Raw genomic sequence first — 24,861 nt, 5'->3', positions numbered from 1 at the left:
CGGATGATGGTAGTCGTCCTGTTTTTATCGATGTTGTGGAGCACTGGTGTGAAGGAAGTTTCAGCAGCTGGTCAAGCTTGGGCGGTTATTGATGCGGATACGGGACGGTTATTGGAAGGGCATAACGAAAATGTCAGGTTGCCAATTGCCAGCCTGACGAAAATTTGGACAGCATTCACGTTTCTGGAAAGTGGTGCGCCGGATGAGGACATTCTGATTACCCCTCAAGCGGCATCTGCAGAAGGGTCATCCATCTATTTGCAGCAAGGAATGTCCATCGATTCGGAAGCGCTGCTCTATGGCTTGATGCTTCGCTCGGGAAATGATGCCGCCTACGCTCTGTCGGAACACGCTGGAGGGTCGATGGAAGGTTTCGTCGATCTCATGAATGAGAAAGCGGTCGTATATGGGTTGGAAGATACCTTTTTTACGAATCCATCGGGACTTCATGATGAAAAGCATCTTTCCACTGCGTACGAGACCGCACTCATGATGTCCTATGCGATGGAAAATGACAAATTCCGTGAAATCGCCACCGCCAAAAATTATGTGTACGAAGGAAAAGAACAAACGTATAGCTGGCGCAATAAACACCGTCTGCTCCATTACGAACCGACTGCAATCGCCGGCAAGACCGGATTCACAAAGGCAGCGGGAAGAACGTTAGTGACATATTTTGAGAAGGACGGAAAAAACATCGTCGTCGTCACGTTGAACGACGGGAACGACTGGAATACCCATCAGGAATTATCGGCCAAAGTCTTCTCTGATTATAAACGGGTGACCGTTGCAAAAAAAGGGGTCTACGCATTGTTGCCGGGAGTGGAAGCCGAATTGAAGACGCCGATTGAATTGCTGTTGAAAAAAGGCGAGAAAGGGCAATTAGCGAATGTCGCCCATATACCGCGTGGAAACAGCGAAACAAGTACGGGGCTATGGACCGTGTCATTAGGAGATCAGGTGTTGGCGGCTCATGAAATCATTATTGAAAAATAACGGTGCATGTGAGCGGTTCAGAACGACGCCTTTCGACAAAGTGCATGCAAATGTGTCAATTTCAAGAAGACTGCCTTCGAAAAAAGGACAGTCTTCTTTTCATTTGCCGCAAAGTATGACATACTTTTTTTACAGAATGAAGGACGGGGTGAACCAGTTGGAAAGATTACAAAAGGTGTTGGCACAAGCAGGTGTCGCATCACGAAGAAAATCCGAGACGCTTATTTTAGAAGGAAAAGTGAAAGTGAACGGTGTCGTCGTGACCGAACTCGGCACAAAAGTGTCCAATACGGACCGGGTGGAAGTGGAAGGCGTTGAACTTGTAAAAGAATCGTACGTTTACTATCTTTTATATAAACCGAGGGGGGTCATTTCGACAGTGGATGATGAAAAAGGCCGAAAAACGGTGCTGGACCTATTCCCGCACGTCGAAGAGAGAATCTTCCCGGTTGGGCGCTTGGACTATGATACCTCGGGTGTCATCATCATGACCAATGACGGGGATTTCTCCTATTTGATGACGCACCCGAAATTCGGCATTAAGAAAAAGTATGTTGCGAAAGTGAAAGGGATCCCGAGTCGGGAAGCGCTCAAAAAACTGGAGCGTGGCATCGATCTGGAAGATGGCAAAACGGCTCCCGCGCAGGTGAAAATGCGGACAGTCGATAAGAAGACAGGAACAGCGCTGATCGAAATTACGATCCATGAAGGGAAGAACCGTCAAGTACGCCGCATGTTCGACGCAATCGGCTGTCCCGTCCAGAAGTTGCGCCGCGAATCTTTTGCCATGTTGACGACACACGGATTGAATGCAGGCGAATCACGGGAATTGACGACCCATGAAGTGAAACAACTACGGGTGTTGGCGCAAACAGGGAAGATTGGTTAAGCTGGATTCGTAAGCGCCTCGCATTAGGAATTGAAAGGTGAAACGTTCACAATCCTTTCATTTCTGATGCGTGGGTGCCAGTACTGGTTTGGTATAATGTAAGGTGGATTATCTGATTGTCTGGAGGAAATGAACTTGGTCAAAAAGAAGAACAAAAACTTGCGTCTCGTGACAAGGGCCATTGTTTTGTTACTGCTCGTGTCAGCGGTTGTCTATACGATTGCATCAAAAGATAATGTAAAAGTATTAGCGGTCGGTGACAAAGCGCCAAATTTTGAACTCGTCGATCTAGAAGGGAACAAACATCGCTTATCCGATTATAAAGGTGAAGGGGTCTTCCTAAATTTCTGGGGCACGTGGTGTGCACCTTGTAAAAAGGAAATGCCGTATATGGAAAACCAACATCAAGCATTTGAAGATAAGGGCGTCCATATTTTAGCGGTCAACATACAGGAGTCACAATTGAAAGTTGAAACGTTCAGAGATCAGTACGGCTTGACATTCCCGATCGCCATCGACAAGGACAAGTCTGTCATGGAAGCTTATAATGTTGTACCGCTTCCGACAACGGTTTTGATCAATAAGGACGGGGAGATCGAAAAGATCATCACGAGGGAAATGACTGAGGATGAAATCATCTCATTTATGGAGAGTATTCAGCCATAATCAATTACGCCTCGGCGTAATTGCGTCCGGATTTTGAATCGAGCTTGAGGCCAACAGGATGTTGGTCATGCAACCGTTGCCGCAGGACGTGGCGAACTTAGGTTGCCTTCCTTGACTCCTTTCAAAATCTGTGACATCCGCCGGAGGCTTTATCTTCGTTCAGCGGGCGTTTGAATACCCGCTGAACAGGAAAATAAAACCGCATTCATCTTGCTACCTATAGAGGTGGGAGTTTTCTGCTGAATGAAGATAAAGGAGAACAAGCAATATGAGCAAAATCAAATGCCAGTGCGGTCATGACAATCCATTTGGCACAGTGCTCTGTGAGCGATGTGGGAGGCCGCAAACTGAAGAGGCGAAAGAAAGTAAGCTCGTTGACATGCGTTATGAAGGATCGGCAAGAAGATCACAAACGTATAAACGGTCCATCATCGATAAAATCTGGAATTTCTTTTCAAGTGTCAAAATCGGGATTAGCATCATTGTTGCTGTTTTAGCGACATCGGCAATCGGGACCATTTTTCCACAGAAATTATATGTACCCGTAGCGAATAGGGCTAATGAAGCTGAATACGCTGCCTATTATGAACGGCTTTACGGCTTTTTCGGTAAAGTTTATTATAATCTTGGATTCCATGATATGTACAATAGCTGGTGGTTCATCACACTGATCGGGATGCTTGGTACGTCCATCATCATCGCCAGTGTGGACCGTGTCGTTCCGCTTTACAAATCTTTGAAGAAGCAACGGACGAAACGGCATCCATCCTTTATGAAAAAGCAACGGATTTACGGGGAAGGTACTGCCGAAAATCCCGATGATGCGCTATTGAAGGCGGAAGAGAAACTGAAAGAACTCCGCTACAAAGTCAAAGTGGAAGACGGTGCGATCCTTGCGGAAAAAGGGCGTTTCTCGAGATGGGGCCCTTACGTCAACCATACAGGCTTGATCATTGTCTTATTAGGCGTCTTACTTCGTGGGGTACCCGGTTTCTATGTCGATGAAACGATGTGGATCCGAGAAGGGGAAATGCGTTCTATCCCGGGCGCTGAAGGATATTATTTAAAGAGTAACGAATTCATCCTTGAAAACTATACGAAAGAGGAAGCGGACGAAGTGTTTGGGGAGGCACTTGATCGAGTCGGTCAAATACCTAAAAATTACCAGACGGATGTAACGCTTTATCAAAAGCCGGTTGGGGGACTTACCGGGACCCAAGATCTTGAATTTGTCAAAGACTATTCCATCATCGTCAATAAGCCATTGAAATTTGCCGGCTATAATGTGTTTCAGATGGATTATCGTCTGGACGAATTGAAATCGATGACATTCAAACTGACCGAAAAAGCGACAGATCGCTCATTTGGCGAATTTACGGTAGATTTGATAAATCCGGCGCGTACATATGAACTCGAGGACGGTGCAACCGTTACTTTAAGTGATTATTATCCGGACTATGACGGCATTGAAAATGGGGAACCGGTATCGAAATCACCCATTCCGAACAATCCCGCATTCATCTTTAAAATGGTGACCCCGGACAAGCCGGAAGGGGAAATGAGCTTCGTCGCCATCCGTCAAACGCTTGAGACGGAAGTGAATGATTATAAAGTCAATTTCGTCAGCGCTGAGACACGGGATATTTCCGGTCTTACAATACGGAAGGATAAAACCTTATATATCCTGCTTCTGGGAGGCATCATTTTCATGATCGGTGTAACTCAAGGATCTTATTGGAATCACAGAAGAATCTGGATTCAAAAAGGTTCGGATAAGGAACTCCTGCTAGCCGGTCATACGAATAAAAATTGGTTCTCCTTGAAAAAAGAACTGGATCAAGTGAAAGACTTTGCACAGTTGCCAGCCTATGAAGACAGGCAGGACAAGGAATCCAACTCGGAAGTTAAGGAAGGGGAGCAATCATAATGGAACTTGCATCGTTAAGTGCCAATCTGCTTTTGGTTTCATTCATCGCCTACCTTGTCGCTACGTTATTTTTTGGCGGTGCGGTGAAAGGGGCAAAATCGGAAGCATCTTATAAGAATAATCGATCGGGCAAAATCGGAATTATCATTACCGTCATTGGATTCATCACCCATCTGGGCTACTTCATCACACGGTGGATAGCTTCCGGACATGCCCCGGTTAGTAATATGTTTGAGTTTATGACTGCATTTGGCATGATGCTTGTCGGTGCGTTCATTTTACTGTTTTACTTGTATCGGACGCCCTCACTTGGCTTATTTGCATTACCGATCGCCATTATCATCATCGGCTATGCCAGCATGTTTCCAAGGGAAATCACGCCGCTTATCCCAGCACTTGTAAGCCATTGGCTGACGATTCATGTCATTACTGCTGCGCTCGGTGAAGCGATTCTTGCAATCAGTGCGGTTGCAGGACTTGTGATCTTATTGAAACATGTGGACTTGACAAAAAAATCGAAACAACGCTTCTGGTTGGAGGCGGTCATGTTTACGCTTGTTCTCGTTGTCGGTTTTGTATTGTCTTCAACGGTCTTCAAACTAACCGGATATGAAGCACAATTCAATTATATCGATAAAAACGATTTACCGGCAACGATTGAGTACAATTATCCACCGTTATTCGGTATGCATGAGTACGAAGCATTAACACCGGATGCAATGACACCTTGGGCTGAAATGCCTGCCGTCGTCAATGCGAAAACATTAACGACATTTGTTTGGTCGGTTGCAACGGGAATTGTGTTGTACTTCATTTTGAGACTGATTGTCCGACGACCGATTGCCACATTGTTCCAGCCATTTGCTAAGAAGGCGAATTCCCAGCTGATGGACGAAATCGGTTATCGCTCCGTCCTGATCGGCTTCCCAGTGTTCTCACTTGGAGCGCTTGTGTTTGCCATGATTTGGGCACATGAAGCATGGTCGAGGTTCTGGGGCTGGGATCCGAAAGAAGTGTGGGCACTTATCACCTGGCTATTTTATGCAGCTTTTCTCCATTTGCGTCTATCACGTGGCTGGGAAGGCGAGAAGTCTGCGTGGCTCGCCGTGATCGGCTTCATCATCATCATGTTTAACCTCATTGCGGTGAACTTGATCATTGCAGGCTTGCATTCATATGCATAAGTAAAAACTGTACGGTTGTTGTATAAACGCCGTACAGTTTTTTTGTCCAAATTTCAGAAACCGCCTTAAGCTTGTCACGTCTAGACGGGCCGCGGCCGCTTTTTGGTTTCCTTTTTGTAAAACGACTTGTACAATGGAAATAGAAGCAAGTGGAAAGGAGCTAGAGTTGTGGAAGAAAAAGTAACGCTATTAGTGGTGGATGATGAAGATAGGATCCGCCGACTATTAAATATGTATTTGACGCGTGAGGGTTATGAAATTGATGAAGCGGTTGACGGGAAGGAAGCGGTTGAAAAAGCGCTTGCCAACCAGTACGATTGTATTTTGCTCGACTTGATGATGCCTGAGAAGGATGGACTTGAAGCCTTACAGGAACTGAGAGATAAGAAAATCATGACGCCTGTCATTCTGTTGACTGCCAAAGGAGAAGAATCGGATCGGGTGACCGGTTTTGAGACGGGTGCGGATGATTATATTGTAAAACCGTTTAGTCCGCGTGAAGTGGTCCTGCGGGTGAAAGCCATTCTTCGAAGATCGGTTGCTTTCCCAGGAGCTGCCGCTGCCTCAACTTCGAAGGATCTGGTTGTTTTCCCACAGTTGACGATCGATCATGATGCGCATCGTGTGACCGCTGAAGGAAAAGAAGTGAACTTGACACCGAAAGAATATGAATTGCTCTATTTTCTTGCAAAATCGCCCGACAAAGTATTCGACAGGGAGCAACTATTGAAAGAAGTATGGCATTATGAGTTTTTCGGTGATTTACGGACGGTGGATACGCATGTGAAACGGCTACGCGAAAAGTTGAGCCGTGTTTCCGATCGTGCGGCTAAGATGATCGTGACCGTTTGGGGCGTCGGTTACAAATTCGAGGTCCCGAATGAATAGAATATGGAATTCAATCGTCGGGAAGCTATGGGCAACCATATTGCTTCTCGTTTCCTTTGTTCTATTCATTGTCACGGCACTGCTCCTTGAATTTCTGGATAATTTCCATACGAACCAGGCGGAGGACTCACTGCGTCGGGAAGCGGCGATTATTGGGAATTTAGTGCTCGATCATGAAGACGAGACATCTTTGCAAGTGATCATCAATGATATTCTCGATAACGAGACGAATGCGATGATTATCGGGGAAGATGAGGAAGTGAAATATTCTTTCCATCGTGGGCTGAATCAAGAACGGATCGAAAAGAAAATTTTGAATGATACAACGTTGTTCCCGCCTATGAAACAGCAAAGCCCAGTATTGAAAGAGATGATCATGCCGTCCATCACGGAAGAAGGAGTGATGGAACAATTTATTGTTATCGCCTACCCGTTTGCGGCCGATTCGGATCTACAGGGCACTGTTGCAATCTATCAAAGCTTGGAAGCGATCCATCGTACGACGAAAAGGACAACGAATATCGTATTTTTATCTGCATTTATCGCTTTTATTTTAACGACGATTTTTGCGTTCTTTTTATCGACACGCATCACTTCTCCGTTACGTGATATGAAACGTGCGGCATTTGAATTATCAAAAGGTAATTTCGACACCAAGCTACCTGTCTTGTCAAACGATGAAATCGGCCAGCTTGCTACAGCCTTCAATCAGATGGGCAGACAATTGAAGTATCATGTCGAGCTGATCAGCCAAGACAAAGAGCAGCTAGCGAGCATTTTGACCTCGATGACAGACGCGGTCATCACTTTTAACAGGGATTATACGATTTTGCTAAGCAATCCGCAGGCGGAGCGCCTCTTGCAAAATTGGTATTTTAAAAATGGAGCGAAAGAAGACCGGAATCCGATTCCTCCGGAAATCTTCCATATGCTTGAACATGTCATTACATTTGCAGAAGAAGTGGAGGATGAATTGGAATTGGGCGGTCAGTTCTATGCCATCTCCATCAGTCCTTTGTATAGCGGGAACAGTATCCGCGGAGCGGTCGCTGTGTTGCGGGATATGACGGACCAGCATAAGCTGGAGAAGCTGCGGTCCGATTTCATCGCAAACGTTTCTCATGAGCTCAGGACGCCGATATCCATGTTGCAAGGTTATAGTGAAGCGATTATCGATGGGGTCACGGCCAATGACGAAGAACGGAATGAAATGATCCAGATTATTCATGACGAATCGAAACGAATGGGCAGGCTCGTAACGGATTTACTGGATCTTGCAAGAATGGAGTCAGGACATATGCGGCTGTATAAAGAAGATTTGTCTGTCATTCCTTTCCTTGGAAGGATTGTCAACAAATTTATGCAAGTGGCACGCGATGCGCATGTGGAACTGGCTTATGAATTTCCGGAAGATGAACAAATACGGATGCATGTCGATGAGGATCGACTGGAGCAAGTATTTACGAATCTGATTGACAACGCGATCCGTCATACACAAGAAGGAGGACTTGTCACGTTACGTGTTGAAAAATATGCTGACGCGGTTGAAATCAATGTGACGGATACTGGAGTGGGCATTCCCGAGGAAGATTTACCTTATATTTTTGAACGTTTCTACAAAGCGGATAAAGCGAGAACGAGAGGAAAAGGCGGAACAGGCTTAGGTCTTGCCATCGCTAAGAATATTATCGACTCCCATGGGGGAACGATCACAGCTGCCAGAGGGGAAGTATGCGGGACGAAATTCAGTTGTACACTTCCGTTGAAAAAACTGTAACTATTTAGCTTGAATAACGACTAATTTATTGAACGGGGGGATTTCATGGACGACTCCGTTTTCCATCGGCTGTATGAACAGTACCACCAAGATGTGTTCAAGTTTCTCATCTATTTGACGAGGGACCGTGATCACGCCGAAGATCTCATGCATGAAGTGTATGTGAGGGTGCTGCGTGCATATGCCGGTTTTGAAGGGAAAAGTTCCGAAAAGACATGGCTTTTTTCAATTGCGAAAAATGTGGCGATAGATCATTTTAGAAAAAATGCAGTTCGTAAAAAGCATCTTTTTGATAAATTCGATTGGGAAACAAGCGAGCTCGTTTCGACTGGAACCTTGCCGGATGAGCTAGTGACGCTTAGCGAGGACATGAAAGAACTATTGCAAGCGTTGAACGCTTGTACGGGAGATCAAAAGATGGTGATCATTATGCGTTATTTTCAAGACCTGTCCATAGCGGAAACAGCAGATATCCTCGGCTGGACAGAAGGCAAAGTGAAAACGACGCAACATCGCGCCATCAAAGCGCTACAAAAGAAATTGAATGCAAGGCAGGCAGAAAGGGGGGGATGAATTGGCTGATAACAAGTGGAATGACAACAAGATTGAAGAACTCCTTGGCGCCATGCCCGACGTTCAAGATAAGCGATCGGAGTCCGATATTTTAGCGCGCTTAAAGCAAGATGAACGGCTGCAGCAAGTTCCCCGAAGGAAGAAACGGAAGGGGTGGATGCCGGTATTTGTCGCAGTCGCTGCCCTGCTCATGATCGGGATACTTGTCCCATCCATGCTTCGCCAGCAGGATGGGGCGATGTCGAAAGACGAGTCATCGGATGCAATGATAACGAGTGAACGTGCGAACATTCCGGTGCAGGATCATGCCGGTGAGGAGAATTCTTTATTCAGAAGTGAGATAGAAGAGAAAGGGGCTTCTACGTTTTCCAAAATGCGGATGGACGCAACAAGCCATGTTGTACTTCCGGATGATCTGAACGGCATGTATCCGTTTCGGATCGGTTTGACACAAGCGGCCAATAGCATCCCGGTAACATTCCTTTTACCTGGCGAGCGCGTGAAAAACGATTTTCCGGATGAAGAACCGGATAGCGTTGCGCTTTATCAACGATATGCAGCTGAAATTCCAGAAACGGATCTCGGATTTGATGACTATCACCCTTATGTAGGTGAAGTGACATTGGAAGGCGATACAGTCGTCCATCAAGTGCCGGAAGGTCATTTGTATGACCGAGCTTCAGCAACCCTAGAGGTTTATAATCACTCCATCCAGGATACGTTTACGGATCATGCTCAGTTTAAAACAGTCGATGAGCGTGGGGAGTTAGCGAATTTTGATCAAGTAGGAAAAACGACTATCGTGAATTTGGAAGCTGGAAAGCGTCCTCTGCCTTATTACAAATATGTCATGCCGTCTGGACAGATCTATCTTATTCCGTATGCGGCGGAAACGACGGAAACGACGGAGCAGGCCCTGTTGGCTATGAAAGATGTCCAAAATGATATTGTCGAGTCAGTCGTGCCTGCAGACGTCACTTATAAAGTGCGTGAAGAGAACGGGGTGGCTGTCATCACTTTCGATAGTCCCCTTGATTTGGACTCGCTCGCACCAGATGAGGCGACAGCGATGATTGAGGGCTTCATGTTGACCGCAAGCAATTACGATCAGCAAGTCCGCTTGGAAAATAGCGTCCAAACACATTTCGGCAAATATGATTTGACATCCGTATTACCGGAACCAATCGGTGTCAATCCGATCCCTTTTCCGGGATGACGGACTGAACAAAAGCGCAGGGCGTCTGGCGCTCGGAGTCTAGACGAAAGAAGTGTCTTGTAAACAATCTTGTTTACAAGACACTTCTTTTCGTATATAATCGAATTGTAGTAGAATAAAACAAAATATTGATTCATCTTCGGGGCAGGGTGAGATTCCCGACCGGCGGAAATGGAAGAAGTTTTTCCTAGCCCGCGAGCTTAACAGCTGATTCCGGTGAGATTCCGGAGCCGACAGTATAGTCTGGATGGGAGAAGGTGAAGGTACGGCCGTCTTTTTTGTGTTCCTTACGAAAAAAGAGTGCTTATTTAAATGTGGATTAAAACAGAGATTTTCATCTCTTTTTTAGTACATTTTTTTAAAGATACCTTTCTTTCCCCGAAGCTAGTTCAGCTTTGGGGATTTTTTGTTAGACACATGATGACGGAACGGCCTTTCCTCTTTGTGAAGTGAATCGCAAAAGGAGAGAGGAACAAATGCAGAACAACAAATTGCGGAGGATGATCCTCATCGCGATCCTTGGAAGTATTGGTACTGTGCTGATGCAGTTCAATTTTCCGTTACCGGCACTACCAGGTTTCCTGAAAATCGATTTTGGGGAAGTTCCGGCAGTATTGGCTGTCATGACAATGGGACCCGTTGCGGGAATGGGCGTCGAACTCATCAAGAACCTGATGCATTGGTTCATGTCTGGAAGCCCGACTGGCGTTCCAGTAGGCGAAATCGCGAACTTTGTAACAGGTGTTCTATTCATCATGCCAATCTATTTCATCTTCAATAAATTCCAGACAGCTAAAGGGCTGACAATGGGGCTGGTTGCAGGAACAACTGCAATGGCTGTCGGCATGACCGTATTGAACTATTTCGTATTTTTACCGATGTACACCTACTTTATGAATTTCCCTGCATACTCAGGCAGTGAATTAACAACATATCTTGTTTTGGGTGTGTTACCTTTTAACTTGATCAAAGGAATCATGCTGATGATTATTACAATGTTGCTATTCAACAGCATGAAAAAATGGATTACACGACAACGCACACAATTGATGGCTTAAATATAGAAGCGCATGTTACCGGAAACAAAACGGTATATGCGCTTTTTTTCAATAAGAAAAACCGCCCCACATCGTCGGAACGGTCACTCTTATCATTTAGACTTTAAGACGTTGCGTCTTTCAAAGTCAATCTTCGTATTTTAGCGGGTCGCCTTCAAATGGGGCATCCGCGATTTTAATCGAATCGGTTGGGCATCCGTCGAATGCATCTTCAAGGTCTTCCATGAGTTCTTCTGGAACTTCCGTGTTACCCATGTTATCATCTAAAATAACATAAGCGATTCCTTCGTCGTCGTAATCATAGATATCCGGGGCAGCTGCACCGCATGCTCCGCAAGCGATACATGTATCTTGGTCGACGATTGTATATTTAGGCATACTCTTTCTCTCCTCTTTTCTCCGTGCAAACAATTTACTTCATACTCCATTCTAATGATATTATCCGTAACTTTCAACAAAAACATCTAGTAAACGGGGGATTGCCTGATGGATCTTTCTACAATACTTTTAACAATCGTCAATAAAATGGATGGGGAACGTACGATTTACGCGGGTTACCATTTGCTTCGTGGAAAGCGTTCAGGCCAAACATTGCAAGATGTCGAATATTATGGCGTCAAGTCGTTTTTCGGGATTTTGCCCAAATTATCGATGGAACAATTTGAAGAGGCGGCTCAACAATTGGAACAAGCGGGATATCTAGCGAAAAATGATGATGCACTTGCATTTGTTACAGAAAAAGGAAGAATGCGAGTAGGTCAATGCCCATCCTATCAATTTAATGGTTGGGATTATAGAGGAAGAGAATGGGTGTTTTTTGAACGGTTGTCGCTCATTGTCCAAACCGTTTCCAATATGGGAGCTGGTGAAAGATCCTTTATGCCTATTCAAAAGGAACAGGCCATTCAAGATTTTGTGAAGACACTTCTTGTGAAGCAACCGATCAGTGAACCACAATTTGCGCAAAGTATTGCCGATGAATTGAAACGGAGTATCCGGCAAAGCGGCATGGACGAACTGCAAAAAACGATTTTGACACACCGCTTAAGCGGTTTTCGGATGACGGGATGGACATGGGATCAGTTGGCCGATCAGTTGAAACGAAATTCGTTTGACATACGTCTACTATTTATAGAAAGTTTACATAGGTTACTGACGGTCGTTCATACGTCCGATGATTTTCCTTTTTTACGGAAAGTTGCCGCAAACATTAAAGTAACGAGCTATTTGACGGAATCTTCCATGAAGACGAAACAGCTGTTTGAACGCGGAATGTCATTGGAGGAGATAGCGGCAGCCCGTAACTTGAAGCGCAGTACAATCGAAGACCATTTCGTGGAAATGGCCATCAATGATCCACAATTCCCGCTCTCACAATTTGTGTCAGAAGAATATGCAACCGACGTAATCGCGAAAGTGAATGAACTAGGGACAAGGAGGCTGCGGATCCTTAAATCCGAATTCAATGCATTGTCTTATTTTCAACTTCGGCTTATTCTTGGGGCGCGGACAGGAGGAAATGCTTGATGGATCTATACAAAGTATTAAAAGACCAATTCGGTTTTGAACAGTTCAGACCGGGGCAGGAAGCGGTTATAAGCCATGTTCTCGCAGGAAATGATACGATTGCTATCTTGCCGACAGGAATGGGAAAATCCTTATGCTACCAACTGCCTGCCTATTTGTTAAGCGGTACGGTGTTGATCGTATCGCCGCTTGTTGCCCTTATGGAAGATCAAGTGGCCATCATGAAAAAAAACGGTGAAAAAAGAGTCGTCGCCTTGAATTCATTTCTTACCCATAGGGAGAAAAACCGGATGATCGGTGATTTGGCGAAATACAAATTCATATTTATCTCCCCGGAAATGTTGGGGCGACACCAGGTGTTACAACAGTTACGCGCGATCGATTTGGCACTGATCGTCGTGGATGAAGCCCATTGTGTTTCGCAATGGGGATTCGATTTTCGCCCGGATTATTTGCGGATCGGGACCTTTTTTCAAGGATTGAAACGACCGGTAATACTTGCGTTGACGGCGACAGCGGACGATAAAGTGACGAACGATATCCGTTCCTATTTGCAACTGACTTCGCCTGTTATCCATCGGGAATCCGTAGATCGGCCGAATATTTCCTATAACATGCTTCAAGTCGATAATGATGCTGAGAAAACAGAATGGATCAAAACGAGGCTCTTGTCGACGACGGGTCCGGGAATCATCTATGTCTCATCACGCAAACGGGCCGATACGCTGGCCGGAGTTTTACAAGAATCCGGGATTGCTGCAGCTGCCTATCATGCAGGAAAAGGCCAGGAAGACCGGGCGTTCATCCAAGAGCAATTCATCAACGGAGAACTGAGTTGGATTTGTGCTACAAATGCATTCGGAATGGGTATACATAAAGATGATATCCGTCAAGTGATTCATGAGCATATACCAGCCACGATCGCAGGCTATGTACAGGAAGTGGGAAGGGCCGGGCGAGATGGAAAACAGTCTGTCGTCACATTATTGCACGCACCCGAAGATATACCTAAAACGCGTTTCATCATGCAGGACGATATTCCTCAAGAAGAAGAAATCCGATACTATGAAAAGTTACTGGGAGAAAATAAGCAAGCGGACGAAGCGGCAGAATGGGCCCGGATAAGCGAAACGGGAAAGCGTATCATAGACTATTATCGAGAGCGGATGTCACTCAAGGAAGTCATTGCACAAATGCGTGAATTAATTCGCGATAAAGAGCGCCAATTGGAGCAGATGGTCCGGATTGTCCATACCGAACAATGCGTCCGTGAACAATTGCTAGCGTATTTTGGGGAAAGGAAGACATGGCAACCGGAATTTTGCTGTTCGAATTGCGATCATGCGCAACCGTTATTGGAGAAAAGCCTTGTAATGCCCAACTCCACTAAAACGCTGATGAGCTGGGAAGAGAGGCTAAATCTTCTACTAGTGAGACAGATCGATTGGAAAGAGGCTGGAACCGGTCAAAAATAGCAATGCCAGCAGCGAGCGGATAGGTGAAAAGACTAGAAAGAGAACCTGAATTATCTTCATTCAGCAGAAGACTCCCACCCGTGTAGGTAGTGAGATGAATGCGGTTTTGTTTCACTGTTCAGTGGGGATTCAAACGCCTGCTGAACGAATAATGGGAGGCAGTCTAAGTGCGCGACGTCCTGTCGCAACGACTGCATGACCTACATCCTGTAGGCCCGCGGATGTCACAGATTTTGATAGGAGTTAATTGAGCTGTGCTCAATTCAAAATCTGGACGCAATCACGCCGAGGCGTGATTGATAGACAAAGGCGTATTTGATTTTTAAGACAAAATTCGTCATAATAAAAGGACAGCACGATGTGATAGGAGAATGTAGCGATGAAAAAGGATGATTATAAATCTGAATTCGAAGAACATCGGAAGGAAATCAGTTTAGACGATGGTCACGATGCCGGCAACCTTCCATCTCGTGCCGAATTGCATAGGAAAGGCCGCAAACCCAAAAAGAAATCGGGCCATCTATTGATCAATGTGATTCTTGGTCTATTCACACTTATTCCAGTCCTCATCTTAGTTTACTTTCTTTCAGACTTCTATTTACCGGAAGATAGTACAAAGGCAAAGGTCGAAAACTCCGGGTCCATTTACGAAATCAACAATAAGAATGACAACGAAAAGTCGGATGCCGCTTCAGTGAAAAAAGAAGATGAAGCGAGCAAAGAATCAAACAAGGATACAGACAAGGGTGCCAATAAGGTTGAAACAGGGACGGTTGCCAAGCAGGATCAGGATAAAACGACCGCGCCGAAAGTAGAAGAGAAACCTGAAGCGAAAGTTGAAAAGAAACCGGTAGTGAATGTCAATCCGACACCTGATAAGAAGCCGGAAGTCAAAACCGAGCCAAAAACGTCTGCCAAAACGCATATTGTGGCCAACGGTGAAAATCTGTATCGGATTGCCTTGAAACATTATGGCTCTGGTTCAGAGGCAGATGTTGAAAAGATCAGACGAGCGAATGGGCTGGCTTCGAATGAAATCAGAGTGGGACAGAAGTTGACGATCCCTTAATGGATGACACAACCTTGTAAAAGGGCAAAGTAGCTTGCTTTGCCTTTTTCTCGTCTAGACTATGTTTGTTCTGCTTAGACTTCAGGCGCCACAGACGCTCAATGCTATCGTTCAATGGAAGGTGGGTTTCGTTACGTTAACGAAAATAGTAGGAATAGCATCTTCGATTCTAATCGGGTTGCTTGGTTTTATGTTTGTTTATGCGCGGCAACGGAATGTCATCACGCATGAAATTGATGATCGTCAAGAGGGGAAGAATGAAAAACAACTCAATGTGTTTTTTATATCTGACATCCACCATCGTAAGATTGATGAAAAACTGTTAGAGAAAATCCGGAATGGATTAGCAATCGACTTGGTCATAATTGGTGGAGATCTTGCCGAGCGAGGAGTACCGCTTTCAAAAATCGATCGGAATGTCCGGAATTTATCCCTCCTTGGTCCAATCTATTATGTATGGGGAAATAATGACCGTGAAGTTGGGGAACAAGAAATAAGAGCGATTCTTGCACGGCATGGCGGGAAAATTTTAGATAATGAAAATACCGCGATTCCCGGCCATCCTACATGGGGGATTTGTGGAACTGATGACCCGTCAAGCCGAAATGTCGATATTGCCGCAACTCTCCGTTATATTGATAAGTATAAGCGAGTCATTGTTGTGACGCATACACCTTCCTTGTTCCGGAAAATCGAGCCCTTGTATAAGCCGCGTCTCTTGCTTGCCGGGCATACACATGGCGGACAAATTCGCTTTGGCCGTTTCGGCATAGCGGAGAAAGGGGCTTTCCGGGACAACGGAGGCAGCGCGAAGCTGATCAGTAATGGATATGGGACATCGAGCCTGCCCTTACGGTTCGGTGCTGCGCCAGAAAGTCATATCATTTCAATCCGTTATACGGAAACGGTACCAAAGGAGTGCAAGTAGAAAATGGTTCAAACAGATGTCATCATTGTCGGCGGAGGGCCTTGTGGACTTTCCGCCGCTATCGAAATACAAAAGATGGGACGCAATGTAGTCGTTATTGAAAAAGGGAATATTGTCAATTCGATCTACAATTATCCCACGCATCAAACGTTTTTCAGTTCCAGTATAAAATTATCGATCGGGGATATTCCTTTCATCACAGCAAAAGAAAAACCGAAACGCAATGACGCCCTTGTGTATTATCGCGAAGTGGTGAAGATGAAGAACATTCAAGTCAACCGTTTTGAAAAGGTGGAAAATGTCGTCAAAGAAAGCGGCGGCTTCCGGGTCATCACCGATAAAGCGGAATATAGCGCGACGAATGTAGTCATCGCGACGGGCTATTACGATAATCCGAACAAACTGGAAGCGGAAGGGGCAGAGCTGCCGAATGTCTATCATTACTTCAAGGAAGCCCATCCCTTTTTCGGCAAAAAAGTCCTCGTAATTGGCGGGAAAAACTCGGCCGTGGACGCTGCGCTGGAATTGGAACGTGCGGGTGCGTCCGTTACGGTCGTCTATCGTGGTGCGGACTACTCCCCGAGTGTGAAGCCGTGGATTTTACCGGGCTTTGATAGCCTTGTCAGGAACGGGGCGATCGATATGCATTTTAACGCAACTGTGAAGAAGATTACGGAAAAAACCGTCGTCATTGAAAAAGAAGGAAAGACTTTCGAAATTGAAAATGATGATGTCTTCGCCATGATCGGTTATCATCCAGATCATACTTTCTTGCGGAAAATCGGCATCGACATTGATGCGGCGAGCGGTATGCCATCCTTTGATGAAGAAACGATGGAGACGAACGTGGAAGGGCTGTATATCGCGGGAGTCATTGCGGCGGGAAATAACGCCAATCAGATTTTTATCGAAAACGGCAGATTTCACGGCGAGCAAATCGCCCGTGCAATAACGGAACAAAAAGTAACAAGCCGTTAATCATACCCACTCATTATGAAAAAGACTACCTACCAAACAGTTTGTTGTTGTTCGGAAGGTAGTCTTTTTTGCGAATGTCCATTTGATACAGCTAACTCTTATTTCTGTGCACAAAGTTCAAGTAGAAGTTTGATCCGGGCTTTTTGACCGCTTAACCCGTGTTCGAAGCGGACACCCATTTCTTGGAGCATTTTTCCGCCGCCTTCATAAGCATAGCTCGCTTCCGCGACCCCATTAAAGCAGCGTGAAACGAGGACGATCGGGATCTTTTTATCCAACAGGTTTTGAATACTTGCCACCAATGTAGGTGGGACGTTCCCTTGCCCAAACCCTTCCAATACGACTCCGTCATAGCCAAGTGTAGGAATCATGTCAAGTAGTTCGCCTTCCATCCCTGCATAGGTTTTGAACAAGGCCACTTTTTTATCAATCGACTGGATCGGGAGGTAAGTGCGCGATAAAGGTGCGTGGTGGAAATAGACGGCGGATTTTGTGACGATGCCGATCGGTCCATATTGCGGGCTTTGAAAAGTCGACACGCTGCTGCTATGTGTTTTCGTCACACTCGTTGCCGTATGGATTTCATCGTTCAAGACGACAAGAACTCCCTTCCCGCCAGCTTCATCTGTACTGGCGACCCGGACTGCCGCCATAAGGTTATAAACGCCATCCGATCCGACCTCATTCGACGATCGCATCGCACCCGTCAAGACGATCGGAATGGTATAATTCGTAGCCAGCTCCAAGAAATAGGCCGTTTCCTCTAGCGTATCCGTGCCATGGGTAATGACAATCCCATCAAAGGGCTGATTGGCCATCTGCTCGGTTATTGTTGAAACAAGCTGAAGCATCTTTTGAGGAGTCATATGAGGTGATGGTAAATTGAAGGCTTCCACTTCGGTAATATGAGCAAATTGTTGAATTTTGTCAATTTCCATCAGAAGCGGATTGGCGTCGCTTAAGACGACACCGCCTGTTTCCGCATGCACTTGCATGGAAATAGTGCCGCCCGTGTGGATCACTAAAATATTTTTCTTCATATACGTTACCTCCATATAATAGGAAATTCATGTTATAATGAGACGGAATGGGGGGAGCCATCTATGTTCATCTTGCTTACCGTAGCCATTGCCCCGGGATTGGCGCTTTTCAGTTATTTCTATTTACGGAAGCAGATTGCGAAAGAACCGTCACGTACATTATTTCATACATTTCTATACGGGGCTATCATGACTTTTCCGATCCTGTTCATCCAGCATGTTTTCGAAGAGGAAAATGTGTTTGCTAATAGCTTTTTACGGAATGTCATTTTCACCAGTGGCATCGAAGAATTTTTTAAATGGCTAATCCTTTTGATTGCCATTTATCGTCATGTCGAATTTGAGGATGCTTATGATGGGATTCTATACGGTGCCAGTGTCTCGCTCGGTTTTGCGACTGTTGAAAATATCATTTATTTGCTTTCTTTCGGTATGGACACGGCTTTTCTCCGCGCCTTATTGCCTGTCTCGAGCCATGCCTTATTTGGTGTGGTCATGGGCTACTATTTCGGTAAAGCGAAATTTGCCATAGAGGCGGATATTAACCGTTATTTATTTTTGGCCTTCCTTGCATCATACGGCTTGCACTTCATCTATAATGCCATTTTGACAGTATCTGATTTATGGCTTTACCTAATCGTTCCGTTCATGTTGTTCCTTTGGTGGTTCGGCTTGACGCGAGTGAAATATGCACATATGTTTGCGATGCAGCAATTCAGACGCAAAGCTCACACGAATACAAAGTAAATCCGATCCGGCGAAAGCCGGATCTTTTCTTTTTTTTACATAATAAAGTGAAACTTCAATCAGTGGGGGTTTTCCTCATCCCCCACTGATTGCGGGGAACACAAGCTAAAAGCGTCACGTCCTGTGACAACGCTTGTGTGACCAACTTCGTGTTGGCCCGAACCAATCGGGCTTTTATCTTCCTTTAACGGATGTCCAAACTACCCGCTGTAGGAAGGCGACTTAAGTTCGCGGCGTCCTGTAAGTGCCTTAATTTCTGCAAAGAGCGCAGAAATACGGCAAATCGAACCCTTCGCTGTTCGATTGGCAGTTGATCTCCCACCTCATCTTAACGTTTTACTGAAGTTTTGAGGTGGGAGTCTTACTGCCCGTTAAAGCGGGATAAAATTCATCACTTAGGACAAACTGTAGAAAAAGGAGGAATGAAGTTGAAGAAAATGATGATTCGCTTGATGGCAGCCATTCTTCTTCTAGGGAGTGCCTATGCCACTTCACCAATAAAAAGTGGAGCGTTCAGTTCACAAGAAATTGCACGGGGCGCTTACGGTGATGATGTAATTGAATTGCAGGCGAGGCTTCAATACATCGGATATTATACCGGAACGATCGATGGGAAATTCGGTTATGGCACTTATTGGGCACTGCGTAACTTCCAAGAGCAATTTGGCTTGCCGGTAGACGGGATTGCAGGAGCAAAAACAAAACAGAAGCTGGCTGATGCATCGGAATACGATGAGAAATTTGTCAAAGATAACTTGAACAAGGGAAACAAGTTTACCACATATGGCAACAAACCTTTGTCATCACAAGTTTCAAAAGGGTCCGGTAAGAAAGAAAACGTCCAGTTGCCGGGAGAATATTCGGAACAGGACCTTAGACTGATGGCCAATGCGGTTTACGGAGAAGCGAGGGGAGAACCGTATGAAGGCCAAGTCGCAGTAGCAGCAGTCATTTTAAACCGGCTTGAACATCCTGACTTTCCAGATACTGTCGGAGGCGTGATTTTCCAACCGCTTGCCTTCACCGCTGTAGCGGATGGACAGATTTGGTTGGAGCCAAATGATCGTGCGAAACAGGCTGTGCTTGATGCGATTAACGGTTGGGATCCTTCCGAAAATGCCATCTATTATTTCAATCCGGTCACGGCAACGAGCAAATGGATTTGGAGCCGTCAACAAATTAAGAAAATCGGCATGCATATTTTTTGCATCTAACGACCAGCATCATTTCCAATGATGAATGGGCAATGGAAGGAGGATAGGCAAAATTTCTCGGATCATTATCATTTCGAAGAAACTTTGCCGAATTATGAAAAAGACGCTGTTTGTACTTGTCTATGCATTTGCGGTATTAGCGATTTTTGCCTACGGAAAAACGGTTGACAATGAAAAACTCTCGATTGCGCTTAGCAATCAATACGCGAACAATATGACGGATGCCTCTAAGAAACTCCAAGAATTGGAAACAGCTGTCCAGAAAACATTATTGTTCAATGAAGCAGAAGGGTCTTCCAAAGCCCGTGAAGACATTTGGAGACTAAGTGCGGATATTAAAAATTCGGTCGCATCCTTACCCCTTGACCAAAGTTTCAGCACCTCATGGATGAACTATCTCGGGCGGCTTGGAAATTACGCCAAGGAAGCGGACCAAGCAAAAGAGCATAGCGAATACCATAAAGTAATGGCTAATGCATCCAAGAACTTACGTAATTTAGCGGAAGAATGGGAAGTGGCAACAGTCGGTTTAGTGAATGGCCGCTTGTCGATGGATGAATGGCAAAGCCGTTTAGACGCGACTAAATCCGATCATGATTGGGCTGGAATGGGAACGATGGTGAAGCAATATACGGAAAGTGATTTCCCATTGACGGCAAGTGAATCGGATGCGATGAAAAAGAGAGACCTTAAGAACTTGGAAGATCAGGAAGTGACAAGTGAGGAAGCGATCAAGCGATTTAGAGAATTGTTTCCTAGTGTCTCCAATGAAATCATCGGTGTAGAAACGAGCAAACCAGGTGCACCTTATCCGTTTTACCATATCCGTTTCGCTGAAAATCAATCGGTCGGTTATATTGATATTACGGAAAAAGGTGGGCACGTCCTTTCCTATTTGGCGGAAAGACCTTATGGCAAAGAAAGTCTGCCTTTTGATGATATCAAAAAGAAAACCGAGGCCTTTTTAAAGGAGGCAGGCTATACAGATGTCGTCTATGAGGAATCGAGAGAAAACCATACAGCCTGGCATTTTGTCTATGTCCGCACGGAACCTGAATACAAAGCAAAGGTATTTTCTGATGTCATCCACCTAAAAGTGGCGAAGGATACGGGAGAAATCGTCGGATTAGACGCATCCGAATATATCCGCGAAGAAAAAACGACTGCACAACCGATTCGCGAGTTTGACTGGAAAACATTCTTCCATTCGGATGTCAATATCGTCAAAGAAGAACTGGCGTATGTGGAAAATGACCGGCTTGAACAGCGTTTGTCTTACTACTTGACGGTCACGAAGGAAGAGCATGGTGAAATCGGCACTTACGTAGTTATCGTCGATACGGAGTCAGGCGAAGTGATCAAAACGGAAAGATTGCAATAAGTCTTTTGAAAAACACCATTGGAAAAACCACTTTTTCATGACATAATGAGAGAAGTAGTGAAAAAGACGGTGGGTGTTCATATGTTACTTTCGATAGGGACAATTATTGTGATCGATCAAGATTTTACAAAAGACAGTGAAAAGTTTAAAAGTAAAGTGGTCGACATGGGTGGAGATTTTATCATGATCGATTACCCGACACATATCGAGACAGGACGAACGGCATTTTTTTTAGATGGCGTCCAACTGCATATCACCTTTACAGATAACCAAAAAATATCTTATGCATTCAAGACAGAAGTAATCGGTCGATTGAACAAAGGCATACCGATGCTGAAGTTAAAATATCCAGGTGACGATCAGCTGATCAAAATTCAAAGACGCGAATTTGTACGGGTTGAATATGCAATTGATGTGGCGATTCAAAGGGAAGGGCTCTACAGACAATACGTCGCCGAGGATCTGAGTGCAGGTGGCATTGCAATCCGGATATCGGAAAAAGAGAGTTTTCAACAGGGAGAGATCCTCACCTTGCTCATCGTCCTGCCATTTGTCAATCAGGATATTAAATATGTCCGTGCGGAGGCGTCGGTCGTCAGGACGTGGGACAAAAATGGACGGAGTATCGTCTCTTTGAAATTTGAAGAGATCGGTCAAAGTGAACGTCAGGCGATTATCCGATTCTGTTTCGAACGGCAGCTTCAGTTAAGAAACATGGAATAGGATTCGATCAAATTGGGAAAGGGGAAAAGTCTGCGGGAATGGGACTTTTCCCTTTTCTATATGTTACAATGTTGACGAATCGACTACGGGGGTAGATGGAATAATGATTGGAAAGATTAAGATTGCCATTGACGGACCTGCCGCGGCAGGGAAAAGTACAATTGCAAAAAGGATTGCAGAAAAATTAGGCTATACGTATATCGATACGGGGGCCATGTATCGAGCACTTGCGTACAAAGCATTGCGCTACAACATAGATACGACAAACGGAGAAGAACTGGAGCGTTTGCTGAAGGAGACGGACATCGTGCTGTCTCCGACATCGGATGGGCAAGCGGTCATCGTGGACGGACAGGATGTATCTGAAGAAATCCGATCGGCTGAAGTGACTGCAAACGTTTCCGCTGTAGCTCTCCATATGGGTATCCGCCGTTTGATGGTGGAGAAGCAACGGCAGCTTGCCGAAGGGATGGGCGTCGTCATGGATGGCCGGGATATCGGGACAGCTGTGTTACCGAATGCAGAGCTGAAAATCTTCATGACGGCTTCTGTCGAAGAAAGAGCGATCCGCCGCCACTTAGAAAATGAAAAGCGTGGAATCGCAACAGATCTAGAACAATTGAAGGCGGAAATTTCCGAACGGGATCGGATGGATAGTGAGCGGGAAATTTCTCCGCTGATGCAAGCAGAAGATGCCATCTTACTGGATACGACAGCACTATCCATCGAGGAAGTTGTCGATCGGATTCGGGAACTTGCGGAAAAGAGGTTGGGCGTATGAATTTATATCCTTTAGGGAAATTTCTATGCAGCGTCATCTTTAAACCGCTTTATCGCGTAAAAGTCATCGGCAAAGAGCATTTTCCGAAAGAGGGTGGTGTTCTCTTATGCACGAATCATATTGATAATTTTGACCCACCGGTTGTCGGTATCGCTTGCCCGAGAGATGTCCATTTCATGGCGAAGGAAGAATTGTTTGCGGTACCAGTACTGAAAACAGTACTGCCAAAAGTGAAAGCTTTTCCGGTAAAACGGGGGATGAGTGACAGAGAAGCATTCCGTAAAGCGTTAAAAATTCTCAAATCGGGTGAAGTCGTCGGTCTCTTTCCGGAAGGGACGAGAAGCACGACAGGAGATTTGGGGCCCGGACTTGCGGGCGCTGGATTTTTTGCCCTTAAAGGTGATGCGGTCGTCATGCCTTGCGCAATCATCGGCCCTTATAAGTTATTCAAACCATTGAAAGTTGTCTACGGGAAACCGATTGATATTGCGCCGTACAGAGAAAGGCGTGCATCTTCCGAAGAAGTGACGGAAGTGATCATGACGGAAATCCAGAAGCTCATCGAACAAAATAAATGAGTGGAATAAGGGTAAATTTTTGTTTTTATGAATAGATTCGCATAATATAGAAGTAGGATTCTTTATGGAGGAGGACTACATAATGACTGAAGACATGAACTTGGAAGTAACAAACAACTACAACGAAGGTGACCGCGTCACTGGAAAAGTGACAAAAATTGAAGATAAATCGGTGACTGTTGAAATTTCAGGTGCACCATTCGATGGTGTGATTCCGATTAGTGAACTGTCAAGCCTGCATATCGAGAAAGCTTCAGATGCAGTTGCAGAGGGAGATGAGCTTGAACTCATCATCATGAAAGTGGAAGAAGACAATTACGTCCTTTCAAAACGGAAAGTCGATGCAGAGAATGCATGGGGCGCATTGGAAGAGAAGTTCAACAACAAGGAAACCATTGAAACGGAAGTAAAAGACGTCGTCAAAGGTGGACTAGTCGTTGATCTTGGTGTCAGAGGTTTCATTCCTGCATCACTTGTGGAAGATTATTACGTGGAATCGTTCGAGGAGTATAAAGGTCGGACGATGACGTTTAAGATCGTTGAAATGGACAAAGAGAAAAATCGTCTCATCCTTTCGCATCGCGCGGTTATTCAAGAGGAGAAAGAATCACAAAAAGAAGAGGTATTGGCCAGCCTTTCAGAAGGCCAAGTGCTGGAAGGAACGGTTCAGCGGCTAGCTTCATTCGGTGCTTTCGTTGATATCGGTGGCGTTGACGGACTTGTCCATATTTCACAATTGGCGCATGATCATGTTGAAAAAGTATCGGATGTCTTGAAGGAAGGCGACAAAGTGAATGTCAAAGTCCTTTCCATCGATCGGGATTCCGAACGGATTTCATTGTCCATCAAAGATACATTACCTGGACCTTGGGAAGGTATCGAGGAAAAGGCACCGAAAGGATCGGTTCTGACAGGAACTGTCAAGCGCCTCGTATCCTATGGGGCATTCGTGGAAGTGTTCCCAGGCGTTGAAGGTCTCGTGCACATTTCCCGTATCTCCCATCAGCATATCGGTACGCCGCATGAAGTGTTACAGGAAGGTCAAACAATCGAAGTTAAAGTATTGGATGTCAATACGGACGAGAAGCGTCTCTCTTTAAGCATCAAGGACTTGGTTGAAAAAGAGGATAACAATACTTACGACGAATATGAAATGCCAGAAGAAGCATCCGGCTTCTCCTTCAGCGACGTCATTGGCGATCAGCTGAAAAAGTTTTCGAAATAACGGAAAATGGAAAGTCTGGAT

Annotated in this window: 24 protein-coding genes and 1 riboswitch; of the genes, 22 read left to right on the top strand and 2 right to left on the bottom strand. The window is 45.2% G+C overall.

Features of this window, described 5'->3' with window-relative positions; genetic code table 11:
• The first annotated feature begins 3 nt into the window (after positions 1-3).
• The 10 genes from MHZ95_RS01335 (at position 4) to MHZ95_RS01290 (ending at position 11,174) form a co-directional block, all read left to right on the top strand.
• Positions 4-996 (top strand): D-alanyl-D-alanine carboxypeptidase family protein, encoded by a 993-nt coding sequence (locus tag MHZ95_RS01335; protein WP_239389168.1) that lies wholly within the window; start codon positions 4-6, stop codon positions 994-996.
• 157 nt (positions 997-1,153) lie between these two features.
• Positions 1,154-1,885 carry a pseudouridine synthase gene (locus MHZ95_RS01330; protein ID WP_239389167.1) on the top strand — a complete coding sequence of 244 codons (732 nt, stop codon included), beginning with the start codon at positions 1,154-1,156 and terminating at the stop codon, positions 1,883-1,885.
• Positions 1,886-2,014: 129 nt separating this feature from the next.
• Positions 2,015-2,551 (top strand): thiol-disulfide oxidoreductase ResA, encoded by a 537-nt coding sequence (resA, locus tag MHZ95_RS01325; RefSeq protein WP_239388675.1) that lies wholly within the window; start codon positions 2,015-2,017, stop codon positions 2,549-2,551.
• A gap of 268 nt (positions 2,552-2,819) precedes the next feature.
• The gene (resB, locus tag MHZ95_RS01320) at positions 2,820-4,478 is read left to right on the top strand and encodes a cytochrome c biogenesis protein ResB (protein WP_239388673.1); all 1,659 of its coding nucleotides are present in this window, start codon (positions 2,820-2,822) and stop codon (positions 4,476-4,478) included.
• Positions 4,478-5,662, top strand: coding sequence for a c-type cytochrome biogenesis protein CcsB (gene ccsB, locus MHZ95_RS01315; protein ID WP_239388671.1), 1,185 nt, complete (start codon positions 4,478-4,480; stop codon positions 5,660-5,662). Before resB ends, ccsB begins: the two co-directional genes overlap by 1 nt.
• A 168-nt stretch (positions 5,663-5,830) precedes the next feature.
• Positions 5,831-6,550 carry a response regulator transcription factor gene (locus tag MHZ95_RS01310; protein ID WP_239388669.1) on the top strand — a complete coding sequence of 240 codons (720 nt, stop codon included), beginning with the start codon at positions 5,831-5,833 and terminating at the stop codon, positions 6,548-6,550.
• The gene (locus MHZ95_RS01305) at positions 6,543-8,327 is read left to right on the top strand and encodes an ATP-binding protein (protein WP_239388667.1); all 1,785 of its coding nucleotides are present in this window, start codon (positions 6,543-6,545) and stop codon (positions 8,325-8,327) included. The genes MHZ95_RS01310 and MHZ95_RS01305 overlap by 8 nt, the downstream gene beginning before the upstream one ends.
• 45 nt (positions 8,328-8,372) lie before the next feature.
• Complete coding sequence (sigX, locus tag MHZ95_RS01300; RefSeq protein ID WP_239388665.1) at positions 8,373-8,900, top strand: RNA polymerase sigma factor SigX; 528 nt, start codon at positions 8,373-8,375, stop codon at positions 8,898-8,900.
• A 1-nt stretch (position 8,901) separates the two neighbouring features.
• Positions 8,902-10,116 (top strand): hypothetical protein, encoded by a 1,215-nt coding sequence (locus MHZ95_RS01295; protein WP_239388664.1) that lies wholly within the window; start codon positions 8,902-8,904, stop codon positions 10,114-10,116.
• A gap of 131 nt (positions 10,117-10,247) precedes the next feature.
• A riboswitch (FMN riboswitch) is annotated at positions 10,248-10,379 on the top strand.
• A gap of 213 nt (positions 10,380-10,592) precedes the next feature.
• Positions 10,593-11,174 (top strand): ECF transporter S component, encoded by a 582-nt coding sequence (locus MHZ95_RS01290; RefSeq protein ID WP_239388662.1) that lies wholly within the window; start codon positions 10,593-10,595, stop codon positions 11,172-11,174.
• A gap of 126 nt (positions 11,175-11,300) precedes the next feature.
• Here MHZ95_RS01290 and MHZ95_RS01285 read toward each other — a convergent pair whose 3' ends face one another.
• Entirely contained in the window at positions 11,301-11,552 is a 252-nt protein-coding gene (locus tag MHZ95_RS01285) for a ferredoxin (protein ID WP_239388660.1), read from the bottom strand.
• A gap of 108 nt (positions 11,553-11,660) precedes the next feature.
• Here MHZ95_RS01285 and MHZ95_RS01280 point away from each other — a divergent pair, with 108 nt between their 5' ends.
• The 5 genes from MHZ95_RS01280 (at position 11,661) to MHZ95_RS01260 (ending at position 17,151) form a co-directional block, all read left to right on the top strand.
• Positions 11,661-12,701 carry a YpbB family protein gene (locus MHZ95_RS01280; RefSeq protein WP_239388657.1) on the top strand — a complete coding sequence of 347 codons (1,041 nt, stop codon included), beginning with the start codon at positions 11,661-11,663 and terminating at the stop codon, positions 12,699-12,701.
• The gene (locus MHZ95_RS01275) at positions 12,701-14,176 is read left to right on the top strand and encodes a RecQ family ATP-dependent DNA helicase (protein ID WP_239388655.1); all 1,476 of its coding nucleotides are present in this window, start codon (positions 12,701-12,703) and stop codon (positions 14,174-14,176) included. Before MHZ95_RS01280 ends, MHZ95_RS01275 begins: the two co-directional genes overlap by 1 nt.
• Before the next feature lie 379 nt (positions 14,177-14,555).
• Positions 14,556-15,245, top strand: a complete 690-nt coding sequence (locus MHZ95_RS01270) for a LysM peptidoglycan-binding domain-containing protein (protein ID WP_239388653.1) — start codon at positions 14,556-14,558, stop codon at positions 15,243-15,245.
• A gap of 190 nt (positions 15,246-15,435) precedes the next feature.
• Entirely contained in the window at positions 15,436-16,173 is a 738-nt protein-coding gene (locus tag MHZ95_RS01265) for a metallophosphoesterase (protein ID WP_239388651.1), read from the top strand.
• A 3-nt stretch (positions 16,174-16,176) separates the two neighbouring features.
• Positions 16,177-17,151, top strand: coding sequence for a YpdA family putative bacillithiol disulfide reductase (locus MHZ95_RS01260; RefSeq protein WP_239388649.1), 975 nt, complete (start codon positions 16,177-16,179; stop codon positions 17,149-17,151).
• A gap of 98 nt (positions 17,152-17,249) precedes the next feature.
• On the opposite strand, the gene MHZ95_RS01255 is transcribed toward MHZ95_RS01260, so the two are convergent.
• Positions 17,250-18,191, bottom strand: coding sequence for an asparaginase (locus tag MHZ95_RS01255; RefSeq protein WP_239388647.1), 942 nt, complete (start codon positions 18,189-18,191; stop codon positions 17,250-17,252).
• A 63-nt stretch (positions 18,192-18,254) separates the two neighbouring features.
• On the opposite strand from MHZ95_RS01255, the gene prsW reads away from it, so the two are divergent.
• The 7 genes from prsW to rpsA all read left to right on the top strand — a co-directional run bounded on the left by prsW (position 18,255) and on the right by rpsA (position 24,840).
• On the top strand, positions 18,255-18,938 hold the full coding sequence (prsW, locus tag MHZ95_RS01250) for a glutamic-type intramembrane protease PrsW (RefSeq protein ID WP_239388645.1): 684 nt from the start codon (positions 18,255-18,257) through the stop codon (positions 18,936-18,938).
• 422 nt (positions 18,939-19,360) lie between these two features.
• On the top strand, positions 19,361-20,152 hold the full coding sequence (gene sleB / locus MHZ95_RS01245; RefSeq protein WP_370642867.1) for a spore cortex-lytic enzyme: 792 nt from the start codon (positions 19,361-19,363) through the stop codon (positions 20,150-20,152).
• A gap of 94 nt (positions 20,153-20,246) precedes the next feature.
• The gene (locus MHZ95_RS01240; RefSeq protein ID WP_239388643.1) at positions 20,247-21,533 is read left to right on the top strand and encodes a PepSY1/2 domain-containing protein; all 1,287 of its coding nucleotides are present in this window, start codon (positions 20,247-20,249) and stop codon (positions 21,531-21,533) included.
• Positions 21,534-21,614: 81 nt separating this feature from the next.
• Positions 21,615-22,256 (top strand): flagellar brake protein, encoded by a 642-nt coding sequence (locus tag MHZ95_RS01235; RefSeq protein WP_239388641.1) that lies wholly within the window; start codon positions 21,615-21,617, stop codon positions 22,254-22,256.
• Between the two features lie 103 nt (positions 22,257-22,359).
• Positions 22,360-23,037: a (d)CMP kinase gene (gene cmk / locus MHZ95_RS01230; RefSeq protein ID WP_239388639.1), complete on the top strand. Its 678-nt coding sequence runs from the start codon at positions 22,360-22,362 to the stop codon at positions 23,035-23,037.
• On the top strand, positions 23,034-23,615 hold the full coding sequence (locus MHZ95_RS01225) for a lysophospholipid acyltransferase family protein (protein WP_239388637.1): 582 nt from the start codon (positions 23,034-23,036) through the stop codon (positions 23,613-23,615). Before cmk ends, MHZ95_RS01225 begins: the two co-directional genes overlap by 4 nt.
• Before the next feature lie 82 nt (positions 23,616-23,697).
• On the top strand, positions 23,698-24,840 hold the full coding sequence (gene rpsA / locus MHZ95_RS01220) for a 30S ribosomal protein S1 (RefSeq protein WP_239388635.1): 1,143 nt from the start codon (positions 23,698-23,700) through the stop codon (positions 24,838-24,840).
• The last annotated feature ends 21 nt before the right edge of the window (positions 24,841-24,861 follow it).

Source organism: Sporosarcina sp. ACRSM (assembly GCF_022346545.1).
GTDB lineage: Bacteria > Bacillota > Bacilli > Bacillales_A > Planococcaceae > Sporosarcina.
This window is presented reverse-complemented; position numbering and strand designations above follow the sequence as displayed.